The organism is Paracoccus aminovorans, from assembly GCF_001546115.1.
Classification (GTDB): domain Bacteria; phylum Pseudomonadota; class Alphaproteobacteria; order Rhodobacterales; family Rhodobacteraceae; genus Paracoccus; species Paracoccus aminovorans_B.
Genome location: NZ_KQ955211.1, coordinates 94,435 through 106,889, shown reverse-complemented (window position 1 = coordinate 106,889; position 12,455 = coordinate 94,435). Strand labels below are relative to the sequence as shown.

Below are 12,455 nucleotides of genomic sequence, written 5' to 3'. Positions count from 1 at the left end.
CTGGCGCGGGCCGAGGTCTATGTCACCTTCATGCTGGACCGCCGCGCGGTCTGGCGCGCGCTGTTCGAGGGGCCGCGCATCTCGAACACCTTCCCCGATTGGTACCTGGCGCAGATCGACGGGCTGATCGGCCGCATCACCCAGCCGGTCGCGGCGCTGCAGCCCGAGGGCGACCCGCGCCTGCTGGCCGAGCAATTGCTGCTGTCGGTGCATGGCATCGTCGCGCTGGCCGCCATCGACCGGCTGGACCTGATCACCCGGCAGAAGCCGATGGTGCTGGCCCATGCGGCGGTCGAGCGCATGATCGCCGCCATCCGCGCCGGGACCGAGTAAGCGCCATGCGCGGCGCGCTGATCCTGGGCTCGGCCCGCTGCGGCTCGACCCTGGTGTCGCAGATCCTGAACGCGCATCCGGCGGTGCTGTCGGTGTCGGAACTGTTTGCCGCCGTCGGGCACAACGCCTTCCGCCCGGCGCATCCGGACGGCGCGCGGTTCTGGGCGCATCTGGCGACGCCCTCGCGCGCCATGGCCCAGGTGGCCAATCCCGATGCCGCGCCGTCCGAGTTCCTCTATGGCCGGGTCGCCGCGCCCGCGCATGACCCGTGGCATTGCCCGCCGATCCTGGCCGTGACGCTGCCGCATCTGACCGACGCGCCCGATGCCCTGTTCGACGCGCTGGCCGAAGCGATGCGCGCGCGGCCCCCGGCCCCGCTGGCCGCGCATTACCGCGCGCTTTTCGCGGCCATGGCGGACCGGCTCGGCCCCCGCGAGATCTGGGTCGAGCGCTCCGGCGGCTCGCTGGTGGCCTCGGCCACGCTGCGCGCGATGTTTCCCGATGCGGCGCTGGTGCTGCTGGCGCGCGGCGGGCCGGACACGGCCCTGTCGATGCGTGACTATCCCGCCGCGCGGCTGGCGATCTGGTGCTGGCGCAGGCTGGGGCCGCTGGGCCTGGACCTGCTGCACCCGCAACGGCATTTCGGGCGCGGCGCAGCCTGGAGCGTGGTCGCCGCGCTTGGCGGAGGCCGGGCGATCCGGCGCATCGTCGCGCGCCGCCCCAGCCTGGCGGAGGCCGGCGCCTTCTGGTCGGCGCTGACGATCCGCGGCCTGCAGGGCCTGGGCGACGCCCGGCCGATGGTCCTGCGCCACGAGGACCTGTGCCGCAATCCGCGCGAGAACATCGAACGGCTGGGCCGGCACCTGGGCATCGACACCCCGCCAGACTGGCTGGAGCGAGCCGCCGCCATGCCGCAACGGCGCCCGTCGCGCCTCGACGCCCTTTCGCATGCCGAGCGGGACGAGATCGAACGCGCCTGCGCACCCGGCGAGGCGGCTGTTGCCGCGACCCTGGCGGCCTTGCCGGCGCGCTGATCCCGGGGACCCTTGCAGGCATGGACCGCAAGCGGCGTCGCGGCCGATCTCGGAAATTCTTTCGCCACCGCGGGAACATTTCCCGGAAACCCGCATCCAATCCGGCATGAGCCCTGGTGACGGGCTCGGATCGGAAAGGAAACGACATGCGTATCATCGTCCCGCTCGTCTTTGCCGCTTTTGCCACCGCGGGCATGGCCTGGGCTGACACGGCCTCGACCACCGCGCCGCCGGCGGCGCCCTTTGCCCAGGTCAGCAAGCTGGTCGCGCTGCCCGACTTCATCCCCGGCCTCGGCACGCTTTACGTCGATCCGGCCAGCCTGCCCGCCGGGCCGTTCCTGGCCTATGACCATGACGGCAAGCTTTCGGCGACGGTCTATATGGTGCCGCTGGACGACCTGAAAAATGGCAGCGATTTCAACGATCTGCCGTTGGGCGAGGATAGGGTGACCAGCATCGACATCTATTACAACGCCGGCCATCCGGGCGTCGAGAAGCCCCATGCCCATGTCGTGCTGTATCACGACGCGGGCGCGCGCGACAGGCTGGCGCAATGAGGCTCAGCCGCCGCCATCTGCTGGTCCTGGGCGGCGGTCTCGCCACCCTTGGCCCGCTTGCCGGCGCCGGCAAGGCCGCGGGACCCGAGGGGATCGCCATGCGCGGCACCCCGCGCGGTGAAAGGGTCTGGTTCTCGCCCCAGGGGCTGGCGGTGGCGCCGGGCGCGGTCCTGCGCTTCGTGAACCGCGATCCGGGCAACAGCCATACCGCCACCGCCTATCACCCGGCCGTATTCGACCGCCAACGCCGCATTCCGGCCGGCGCCCGGCCCTGGGACAGCGGTTTGCTGTTGCCGGATCAGGCGTTCGAGGTCACGCTGACCCTGCCCGGCGTCTACGACTATTATTGCCAGCCGCATGAAATGGCCGCGATGGTCGGGCGGATCGTGGTGGGCCGGCCCGGCGACCCGGGGTGGGAGGGCATGGCGGCGGACAGCGAGGATCTGATGCCCGAGGTTCTGGCAGCTTTCCCAAGCCTCGACGCGATCCTCGCCAGCGGCCGGACCGAGGCGGAGGGCGCGACATGATCCGCGCCCGCCCCCTTGCCAAGGCGCAGGACGACCCCGACTGGCAGTTGGTCGCCGCCGCCCGCGCCCGTGACGAGGCGGCGATCCGCGAGTTGGTGCGGCGGATGAACCCGCGCCTGTTTCGCATTGCCCGCGGCATCCTGCCCTCGGACGCCGAGGCCGAGGAGGCGGTGCAAGAGGCCTATCTTGCCGCCTTCGCCCATCTGGACGGCTTTCGCGGCGAGGCGCGCTTTTCCACCTGGATCAGCCGTATCACCATCAATGCCGCCCGGATGCAGGCCCGCCGCCGGCGCCCCGACAAGGACCACAGCGTGAGTGATGAGACCAGCCTCCAGGCCGATGTGCTGGCATTCCCCGGCGCCGAGACCGCCGAGACCGGCGCCGCCCGCCACCAGATCCGCGGCCTGCTCGAAGAGGCGCTGAGCCGCCTGCCGCCCGAACTGCGGCTGCCCTTCCTGCTGCACGAGGTCGAGGGCCAGCCGATCCCGAGCATCGCCCGCGAGCTGGGCCTGAACCCGATCACCGTGCGCACGCGGCTGTTTCGCGCCCGTCGCCGGCTGCGCCAGGCATTGGAGACGCGGCTGCGCGGCGGTTTCGATACGGTCTTTCCCTTCGACGGCGCCCGTTGCACCCGCATGGCAGATCGGGTGATCGCGGGTCTGCGGGGTCGCTGACCGGGGAAAGCACCAAGGCAAACGAGGTCTGGCCCCATCCATGAAGTCCGCGCTTCCGCCGGCCCGGATTCCCGGCCTTGCCAGCGCGGGCGCGGACGCTATGGCGAAGCGTCGGTTTCCGCAGGGAATTGAAAGGGAATCCGTCGGGGTCAAGGCTCGCGCTGGTGGCCGCGCTGGCGCGGATGGCGGGCGGCGGCACGGGGCTGCGCGGCGCAGGCGTCATCATCCTGGCGGGTATCGCCGGCTCGCAGATGTTCAACGCGCTGACCGCGCTGATCATCGCGCAATCGGCCAGCGCCGAACAGGCGCGCGGCATCATGTTCTGGCTGCTGGGCAATCTTTCCGGCGTGCGCTGGCCGGACACCTGGCTGGCCATGCCCGTGGCGGCGCTGGGACTGTCGGTGACGCTGTGGCACGCCCGCGCGCTCGACGCCTTCACCTTCGGCGCCGAGAGCGCCGCCGCGCTTGGCATCGACCTGCGCGTCACGCAGGCGGTGCTGATCGGCACGGCGGCGCTGATCACGGCGGTCATGGTCTCGATCGCCGGGGCCATCGGCTTTGTCGGGCTGGTCGTGCCGCATGCCATGCGCTTCCTCGTCGGCAGCCGCCATGCCCGGCTGGTCCCGGCGACGGCGCTGGCGGGCGCGGTGTTCCTGGTGCTGTCCGACGTGGCGTCCCGCGTCGTCCTGCCCGGCCAGGTGCTGCCCATCGGCGTCATCACCGCGCTGGTCGGCGCGCCCGCCTTTGCCGTGGTCATGGTCCGGGGCAGGCAGCGATGACGCCGGTGCTGGAGGTCGCCCGCGCCCGCCGCCGCGTCGCCGGCCGCGACATCGTCGCCGATGTCAGCCTGGCCCTGCGCCCGGGCGAGATGCTGGGCCTGGTCAGACCCAACGGCTCGGGCAAGTCGACGCTGCTCAGCCTGATGGCCGGGCTGGTCCGCCCCGACAGCGGCGAGATCCGGCTGCAGGGCCAGCCGATGGCGCGGCTGCGCCGCCGCCAGATCGCGCAGCGCTTGGCGCTGGTGGCGCAGTCGGCCGAGACCGGCGACCGCCTCTCGGTCCGGGATGCGGTCGGGCTGGGCCGCACCCCCTGGCTTGGACCGCTGCGGCCCTGGGGGCCCGGGGACGACGCGGCGGTTGCCGCCGCGCTCAAGGCGGTCGGCATGGCGCATCTGGCCGCGCGCGACTGGTCCACGCTGTCGGGCGGCGAGCGCCAGCGCGTCCATATCGCCCGCGCCCATGCGCAGCAGCCGCGCATCCTGCTGCTGGACGAGCCGACGAACCACCTGGATATCCACCACCAGCTTGGCATCCTCGACCTGGTCGCGGGGCTGTCCGTCACCACGGTGATCGCGCTGCACGACCTGCACCACGCGCTGCGCTGCGACCGGGTGCTGGTGATGCAGGCCGGCCGCTGCGTGGCGCTGGGACCGCCCGCCGAAATCCTGACCCCGGCGCTGATCCGTCGGATCTTCGGGGTCGAGGCCGAACTGATCCCCCATCCCGGCGGCGGCCGCCCGGTCTTCGCCTTCCAGCGTCTGTCGTGAAAGGACAAACCATGCTGCTGCGTGCCGCCCTGCTGGCCTGCCTGCTTCCCGCCGCCGCCCTGGCCGAGACCCATGAGGTCAGGATGCTGAACCGCAACGCCACCGGCCCGATGCCCTTCGAGCCCGAATACCTGGTGATCCAGCCCGGCGACACGGTGAAGTTCCTGGCCACCGATCCCGGCCACAACGCCGCCAGCATCGCCGACATGATCCCCGAGGGCGGCGCGAAGTTCATCGGCAAGATCGATGAGGAAATCGAGGTCACGCTGGATGCGCCCGGCATCTGGGGCATCAAATGCTCGCCGCATTACACCATGGGGATGGCGATGCTGATCCAGGTCGGCGACACCCCGGCGACCAAGGCCGACCTGCCCGAAGACCTGCCCGATGCCGCCCGCCAGAGGATGCTGGACATCCTCGCGCGCCGGAAGTGACGCATCGGACCAGCGGCGCGCACCATGGCGGAAAACCGCATCGCCAAGCGACGATGCCACTGCAGCCACGGTTGATGTTCGGCGCCATCCTCTACATCTTGGGACCAGGCAGCGACAGGAGAAGTCATGAGCGACGACTATGCCCCGCCCAGGGTCTGGACATGGGACAAGGACAACGGCGGCCAGTTCGCCAGCATCAACCGGCCCGTTGCCGGGCCGACGCATGACAAGGACCTGCCGGTCGGCAAGCATCCCTTGCAGCTCTATTCGCTGGCCACGCCCAACGGGCAGAAGGTCACGATCATGCTGGAGGAGCTGCTGGAAGCCGGCTGCGATGCCGAATACGACGCCTGGCTGATCCGCATCGGCGATGGCGACCAGTTCGGCAGCGGCTTCGTCGCGGTGAACCCGAATTCCAAGATCCCGGCGCTGATGGACCATTCGGTCACGCCGCCGCGGCGGGTGTTCGAATCCGGCTCGATCCTGCTTTATCTGGCCGAGAAGTTCGGCGCCTTCCTGCCCCGTGATCCGGCGGCGCGGACCGAGGCGCTGAACTGGCTGTTCTGGCAGATGGGCTCGGCCCCCTTCCTGGGCGGCGGCTTCGGGCATTTCTATGCCTATGCCCCGGTCAAGATCGAATATGCCATCGACCGCTACACGATGGAGGCGAAGCGCCAGCTCGACGTGCTGAACCGGCACCTGTCCGATCACCGCTTCATGGCCGGCGAGGACTATTCCATCGCCGACATGGCGATCTGGCCCTGGTATGGCCAGGTCATCGCGGGCAAGGTCTATGGCGACGCGGCGACCTTCCTCGATGCCGGGATCTATGGCCACGTCCGGCGCTGGTATGACGAGATCGCCGCGCGTCCCGCCGTTCGGCGCGGCATCATGGTCAACAAGACCTCGGGCGAGCCTGCCGAGCAGCTCTGGGAGCGCCATGATGCCTCGGATTTCCTGACCAGGACGCAGGACAAGATCGGCGAAAAGGCCGAAGGCTGATCTCAATGCGAAGCCCGGCCTGCGCCGGGCTTTCCCAAGACACGCCAAGGCGAACGTCCAGCTTGCGGCGTGCGAATCCGCCCGGCTCCCGGCTGGGCAAAGATGATCCAACGACGATCGCCCCGCCGCGCAGATGATTTTCCGCGCGCATGGCGCTTCCCGAGGGGACCGCCAGCCAGCCGTCACGACCAAAAAACCCGCTCTGGCGCGAAATTGGCGTTTATGTCAGAAACCAAGAGCCTTCATGCTCAATGACTCTGTTGCTATGACCGCCCCCGACGGCATCTGTGTGCCCAGGTGGGTCTGCAATGATCCACAAAGGAGAGCGGTCATGTCGGAGATTATCACGGTCGGACTCGATTTGGCGAAGAATGTGTTTCAGGTTCACGGGGCCGAGGCTGCGGGCCGGGCGGTGCTGCGCCAGAAGCTGAGAAGAGACCAGGTCCTGGCATTCTTCGGACAGCTTCCGGCCTGCGTTGTCGCGATGGAAGCCTGCGGCGGTGCCCATTTTTGGGGCCGCGAGATCGGCAAGCTGGGCCATGAGGTGCGGCTGATCCCGCCTGCCTATGTGAAGCCCTTCGTAAAGCGCCAGAAGAACGATGCCGCCGATGCAGAGGCCATCTGCGAGGCGGCAATGCGCCCGACGACGCGCTTTGTTCCGGTCAAGAGCGAGGAGACCCAAGGCGCGGCAATGGTCTTCCGCGTGCGCGAGCTGCTGATCCGGCAGCGCACGCAGGCGATCAACGCCTTGCGCGGCCATCTGGCCGAATTCGGCCAGATCGTGCCACAAGGCACCCAATACCACGCGGCTGATCGCGATCGTGGAAGATCCGGATGGCATTCTGCCTGCCGATGCCATCCCCACGCTGAAGACTTTGATCGCGGCACTTGCGCATCTGGAGGCAGAGGTGGCTCCGGAAATCTGAACAGCCGGGATAAGTGGATTTTCCGCGTATGAGCCGGGCCAGAAATTGATCCAGTGGATCAATTTCCCGGCGATTGGGCAGCATGATGTTGCGAGCGAGGAGAAGACCATGGGAAGACGACCGCGCCGGAACCACACCCGGCCTTCAAGGCGAAAGTGGCGGCAGCTGCGATCAAGGGCGAGAAGACGCTGATCGAGCTGGCGCAGGATTTCGACGTGCATCCGAACCAGATCAAGCAGTGGCGTGACCAGCTGCTCGAGGGCGCGACCGGGGTGTTCGGCGAAGCCGCGAAAGCTGAGCCAGAACCGATCGTCGATGTGAAGACCCTGCATGCAAAGATCGGAGAGCTGACGCTGGAGAACGATTTTTTGTCCGGCGCGCTCGGCAAGGCGGGTCTGTTGCCGAGCGCAAAAAGATGATCGATCCCTCGGCCAAGCTGAGCGTCAGCCGACAGGCCATCGTGCTGGGGATCAGCCGGGGCAGCGTCTACTACAAGCCCCGCCCGGTGTCGGACGCGGACCTGAAGCTGATGCACCGCATCGACAAGCTGCACATGGAATTCCCCTTCGCGGGCAGCCGGATGCTGCAGGGCCTGCTGATCCAGGAAGGGTTCAAGGTCGGGCGGCTGCACGTTGCCACGCTGATGAAGCGCATGGGCATCGAGGCGCTCTACCCGACCTAACACCTCGAAGCCAGCGCCGGGGGCACAAGATCTACCCCTATCTGCTCAGGAAGCTGCCGATCACCCGCCCCAATCAGGTCTGGGCGATGGACATCACCTACATTCCCATGGCCCGCGGGTTCATCTATCTGGCTGCCGTGCTCGACTGGTTCACCGAAGCCGTGTCCTGGCATGCCGGGTGTCGATCACGCTGGAGGCCGAGTTCTGCAAGGAAGCCGTCGCGGAGGTACTGGCACGTCACGGCACGCCCGAGCTATTCAACACGGCTCAGGGAAGCCAGTTTACGTCCATCGACTTCATCAAGGTTCTGGCCGCCCGAGAGATCAAGTCCACATGGATGGCAAAGGCGCCTGGCGCGACAACGTCTTCGTCGAGCGTCTGTGGCGGACGGTCAAATACGAGGAGGTCTACCTGCGGGCCTATGCCAGCGTGTCTGAGCCCCGCGCCGGGATCGGCCGCTATCTCGGCTTTTACAACAGCCGCCGTCCGCATTCATCGCTTGACGGGAAAACGCCCGATCAGGCCTACTTCACCCCGCCAATGCCCGAAGCGGCAGCGGCATAACCGAGGCAGAAAACCACTTGGAAATCGCCCAGAACCTGTTCAGATCAATCGAACCACCTCTGTTTGGCGCAACGGTCGTGAGACGGGATCGGGAAAACCAGGGTGCAACAGAGTGCCTATGAGCACGCGGCTTTGATCTGGACCCGACCTTCGGACACCATACGGGCCCTGCGGCATGTATCGCGCCGCATCATGAGGCCGGACACATGTCAGCACCCGATGACGCGCCAAAATCAGCTTCAAAAAAACCCCCTTGCGCTTGGGGCGGTTACACATGTTGCACAGATCGGCTGGGGAGATTCATCCTGAGAATCCAGCGTAATAGCTGGGCTGCATGAGCAGACCCATACCGCCGACCTGCAAGACCAGGAACTGGCCAAGCTGCAACAAGGCGCTCAAGCGCCGCGGTTCGCTGGCGATCTGGTTCGATCCCGCCATGACGTGGGAGGCCGCGCCGACCGGCAGGCGCGGGCGACAATGTGACTATAGCGCTGCCGCGATCCAGACCTGCCGACGATGCAAGTGCTGTTTGGGATGGCACTCAGGCAGATCGAGCCATGTTGCGCCACGGGTTCGAGCAACCATGGCGAGGCGGCTTCGTCGAGAGCCTGTTGCGGCCGGCCTGGACTGGGACGTGCCGGACTTCAGCACGCTGTCGCGGCGCCAGAAAACCTTGAAGGTCAACATCCCCTCGCGGTTCAGACGGCCCATTGCACCTGCTGGTCGACAGCACCGGGATCAAGGTCGAGGGTGAAGGCGAGTGGACTGAGGAGGGTCAGCAAACAGTCCGGGGGACTGTTTGCCCGACGAAGGCGCAAGCATGGTGGCACGAAGCGGCGCATCTGGCGCAAGATCCACATTGGCATCGACGAAAAATCCCTGGAAATCCGTGCGGCCAAGTTCACCACCAGCGACATGGGCGATGCACCCATGCTGCCCGAGTTGCTCGACCAGATCCCGCCCGATCAGGAGATCGCCAGCGTCACCGCCGACGGTGCCTTCGACACGCGCAAGTGCCACGATGCCATCGCCGCCCGTGGCGCCGCGGCAATCATCCCACCCCGCAAGAACGCCAAACCGTGGACACTCGATACCGCCGGTGCCATCGCCCGCAACGACATCCTGCGACCATCAAGGCGCGTCGGGCGAACGATCTGGCGACGATGGAGCGGCTATCATCGCCGAAGCCGCGCCGAGACCAAGATGCACTGCGTCAAACTCTTGCGGCAGCGCCTGTCCGCCAGGAACTTCGACCGTCAGGTCGCCGAGTTCCAGCTCCGTGTCGCCGTGCGCAATGGCTTCACCGGGCTCGGCATCCCCGTCACGGAAGCCGTGGGACGAGGCTGTCTCGGGAAAGGGCTACTCCGACCCTCAGCCGATTTGCGCAACATGTGTAACCGCCCCAAGCGCAAGGGGGTTTTTGAAGCTGATTTTGGCGCGTCATCGGGTGCTGACATGTGTCCGGCCTCGTGATGCGGCGCGATACATGCCGCAGGGCCCGTATGGTGTCCGAAGGTCGGGTCCAGATCAAAGCCGCGTGCTCATAGGCACTCTGTTGCACCCTGGTTTTCCCGATCCCGTCTCACGATCGTTGCGCCAAACTGCTCCTTGCCCTCTTCCGCTCCGACGTCCTCGCGATCTGCGGCGGCTTACGCTGCCGCGACCGGAGACTGGCAGATGCCGCCCCGAGCCATCAGGGCCCAGACCATGCGCGCCATCTTGTTCGCCAATGCTACCCGCACCAGCATCGGTGGCTTGCGCAACAGCAGGCTGCCCAGCCATGTTCCGGGCTGCGCTTCCTTGTGAACGTTACGTTTGATCACCACGTTGTTGGCGCCGATGATCAGCAGGCGTCGCAAGGATCGTTCGCCCGTTCTGGTCGTCGCGCCGAGACGTTGCTTGCCCGTCGAATGTTGCCGGGGCGTCAGACCCAGCCAGGCGGCAAAGTCACGTGCCTTGCGGAACGTCTCGGGTGGCGGAGCCAGAGCAGCAATGGCCGTGGCGATCAGCGCCCCGATGCCGGGCACCGTCATCAGACGCCGGGCTACGTCATTCTCCTTGGCGCGACGGGCGATCTCCGCATCGAGCTTCCTGATCTCTGCCTCCAGATGCGCAAGTGCCGCGATCAAAGTCTTCAGCGTGGGGATGGCATCGGCAGGCAGAATGCCATCCGGATCTTCCACGATCGCGATCAGCCGCGTGGCATCGGGTGCCCCTTGTGGCACGATCTGGCCGAATTCGGCCAGATGGCCGCGCAAGGCGTTGATCGCCTGCGTGCGCTGCCGGATCAGCAGCTCGCGCACGCGGAAGACCATTGCCGCGCCTTGGGTCTCCTCGCTCTTGACCGGAACAAAGCGCATCGTCGGGCGCATTGCCGCCTCGCAGATGGCCTCTGCATCGGCGGCATCGTTCTTCTGGCGCTTTACGAAGGGCTTCACATAGGCAGGCGGGATCGGCCGCACCTCATGGCCCAGCTTGCCGATCTCGCGGCCCCAAAAATGGGCACCGCCACAGGCTTCCATCGCGACAACGCAGGCCGGAAGCTGTCCGAAGAATTGCTGGTCTCTTCTCAGCTTCTGGCGCAGCACCGCCCGGCCCGCAGCCTCGGCCTCGTGAACCTGAAACACATTCTTCGCCAAATCGAATCCGACCGTGATAATCTCCGACATGACCGCTCTCCTTTGTGGATCATTGCAGACCCACCTTGGCACACAGATGCCGTCGGGGGCGGTCACAGCATCAGAGCCGTCCAGCGCGTTGTACCGATGATGCCCTTCCATCGGAGCGCCGTCGCAGGTTGGCGTCCGTCCCGCCAGAATGTCGGCGCTGCTGTGCAGACCAGTTCCGGCTACCTGTCCCACGGGCGCGCAACGCCTGCCTTTCCTGTGCCCAGAACCTGCTCACCCCCGGTTGCGCCGATTGTTGAAACGGCGGTCCCAGTCCAGATGCTGATAGTCATCGCGCGTCGCGGTACGGGCGTTGATCCTTGCCTGAATGGCCGCTCGTCAACACCATCGGGTTCTGGCGAGAAATATTGCAGCGGCGATGCGGTCGCCATGTCGGGCTATCATGGATTTGGGCGATAACTACCTAAGTCTACCCAATCGCTCTCCCCGACCAGATCGTAGCGAAAAAGAGGCCATGAGCCATCCGCTGCTCCTCTGGATCTGTCGACGTCCCAATGGTACGGTTTTGCGCGAGGCCTGCAAATTCACCGACCATATCCGCATGTCGCGGTCTCTCCTTTCATCAATCGCATTTGGTTTTGTCAGACCGCGTCGGCACCAAGGGTCGTGGGATCAAATACTGCCAGGCGCATCTCATGCGCGACACCGCAGGGATAGAATCCCGCCTTGTATACGGAAAATATTCCCTCAAGGAGCGGGACTCCGCCACAAACATATCTGCCGACGGCGATACCCTTGAGGATTTCCAGGCTATCATAGGCAACCGTCAGCCAGAACTCTTCCTTCGCGGTGATTGTCTTGCGAATCCTTTTCTTGCGCAACTCGCGTTCGAAATCCTCCATGGCATTCCATTGCTCATCGGCAGCGGCGTCGACAAGGTTCCGGCCTTCTCGGGCTTCGGGGGTCGACCAGAACTCGGCGAGCGTCTGTTCGACGACATCATGCCAGATCCGATAGCCAGGCGGCGGATCCTGATCGTTTTCCAAAGTCATGGCCTCGGCAAGATCGCGAATGATCGCCGAGCCGGCGGGCAGCAACTCCGGTTTGGCGCCGGAAAAAAGCTGTTTTCTGCCGAAAAACCGAACCGGCTCAAGCACAAAATCAGTGTTCATGGCAAAAGCATCCCGTTGGAGCCCGCTTGAATCGAAAGCGATAACGGCTAGTCGATGCGCGGTATCGTGGATCGAGCTTGTCGGATCAGATTCTGCACGACGACTGGCCCTGCGGCCAGAACCGGCGAGAAACGTGCGTAGTCATCCGAAGTAGCGTTTCTTACGCTGTCATCGCCATCATAAAGCGTACCGCCGTCAAGATGGAAACAAAGCTCCCTGTCCCGCTCGTTCAGCGGCGAATGTCCGATAACAGTCCAGATTTTCTTGATGCTTGGATAAAGAACCCTGACATCAGCATTGCCCATTTTCATTGCCAGATATTCCCCTTCAACAGGTCGGACCTGCTCGGGGTCTTCGAACCAGCCAGGATATATTAC

Annotated in this window: 11 protein-coding genes and 4 pseudogenes; 12 read left to right on the top strand and 3 right to left on the bottom strand. The window is 65.9% G+C overall.

Annotated elements, in window-relative coordinates:
• The first annotated feature begins 30 nt into the window (after nucleotides 1-30).
• The 12 genes and pseudogenes from ASV56_RS20745 to ASV56_RS23185 form a co-directional block, all read left to right on the top strand.
• Nucleotides 31-333: a hypothetical protein gene (locus ASV56_RS20745; RefSeq protein ID WP_253880196.1), complete on the top strand. Its 303-nt coding sequence runs from the start codon at nucleotides 31-33 to the stop codon at nucleotides 331-333.
• Nucleotides 334-338: 5 nt separating this feature from the next.
• A complete protein-coding gene (locus ASV56_RS20740; RefSeq protein WP_062563870.1) occupies nucleotides 339-1,367 on the top strand; it encodes a sulfotransferase in 1,029 nt (342 codons plus the stop codon).
• 146 nt (nucleotides 1,368-1,513) lie between these two features.
• A complete protein-coding gene (locus tag ASV56_RS20735; RefSeq protein WP_062563869.1) occupies nucleotides 1,514-1,924 on the top strand; it encodes a hypothetical protein in 411 nt (136 codons plus the stop codon).
• Nucleotides 1,921-2,451 carry a cupredoxin domain-containing protein gene (locus ASV56_RS20730; protein WP_062563868.1) on the top strand — a complete coding sequence of 177 codons (531 nt, stop codon included), beginning with the start codon at nucleotides 1,921-1,923 and terminating at the stop codon, nucleotides 2,449-2,451. Before ASV56_RS20735 ends, ASV56_RS20730 begins: the two co-directional genes overlap by 4 nt.
• On the top strand, nucleotides 2,448-3,125 hold the full coding sequence (locus tag ASV56_RS20725) for an RNA polymerase sigma factor (protein ID WP_062563867.1): 678 nt from the start codon (nucleotides 2,448-2,450) through the stop codon (nucleotides 3,123-3,125). The genes ASV56_RS20730 and ASV56_RS20725 overlap by 4 nt, the downstream gene beginning before the upstream one ends.
• 158 nt (nucleotides 3,126-3,283) lie before the next feature.
• Nucleotides 3,284-3,904, top strand: a pseudogene (locus tag ASV56_RS20720) (FecCD family ABC transporter permease); the annotation flags it as partial.
• Nucleotides 3,901-4,671, top strand: a complete 771-nt coding sequence (locus tag ASV56_RS20715) for an ABC transporter ATP-binding protein (protein WP_062563866.1) — start codon at nucleotides 3,901-3,903, stop codon at nucleotides 4,669-4,671. The pseudogene ASV56_RS20720 and the gene ASV56_RS20715, both read left to right, overlap by 4 nt.
• 11 nt (nucleotides 4,672-4,682) lie before the next feature.
• On the top strand, nucleotides 4,683-5,105 hold the full coding sequence (locus ASV56_RS20710; protein WP_062563865.1) for a pseudoazurin: 423 nt from the start codon (nucleotides 4,683-4,685) through the stop codon (nucleotides 5,103-5,105).
• A gap of 126 nt (nucleotides 5,106-5,231) precedes the next feature.
• On the top strand, nucleotides 5,232-6,107 hold the full coding sequence (gene yghU / locus ASV56_RS20705) for a glutathione-dependent disulfide-bond oxidoreductase (RefSeq protein WP_062563864.1): 876 nt from the start codon (nucleotides 5,232-5,234) through the stop codon (nucleotides 6,105-6,107).
• A 331-nt stretch (nucleotides 6,108-6,438) separates the two neighbouring features.
• A pseudogene (locus ASV56_RS20700) lies at nucleotides 6,439-7,021 on the top strand (IS110 family transposase); the annotation flags it as partial.
• A 120-nt stretch (nucleotides 7,022-7,141) separates the two neighbouring features.
• A pseudogene (locus tag ASV56_RS20690) lies at nucleotides 7,142-8,279 on the top strand (IS3 family transposase).
• Between the two features lie 334 nt (nucleotides 8,280-8,613).
• A pseudogene (locus tag ASV56_RS23185) lies at nucleotides 8,614-9,617 on the top strand (IS5 family transposase); the annotation flags it as partial.
• A 311-nt stretch (nucleotides 9,618-9,928) separates the two neighbouring features.
• Here the strand turns inward: ASV56_RS23185 and ASV56_RS20675 are convergent.
• From ASV56_RS20675 to ASV56_RS23810, 3 genes are all read right to left on the bottom strand, one after another.
• Entirely contained in the window at nucleotides 9,929-10,948 is a 1,020-nt protein-coding gene (locus tag ASV56_RS20675) for an IS110 family RNA-guided transposase (RefSeq protein WP_062561105.1), read from the bottom strand.
• Nucleotides 10,949-11,547: 599 nt separating this feature from the next.
• Nucleotides 11,548-12,078 (bottom strand): hypothetical protein, encoded by a 531-nt coding sequence (locus ASV56_RS20670; protein WP_062563862.1) that lies wholly within the window; start codon nucleotides 12,076-12,078, stop codon nucleotides 11,548-11,550.
• A 47-nt stretch (nucleotides 12,079-12,125) separates the two neighbouring features.
• The coding region (locus ASV56_RS23810) for a hypothetical protein (RefSeq protein ID WP_216635425.1) at nucleotides 12,126-12,455 on the bottom strand (330 nt) is incomplete at its 5' end.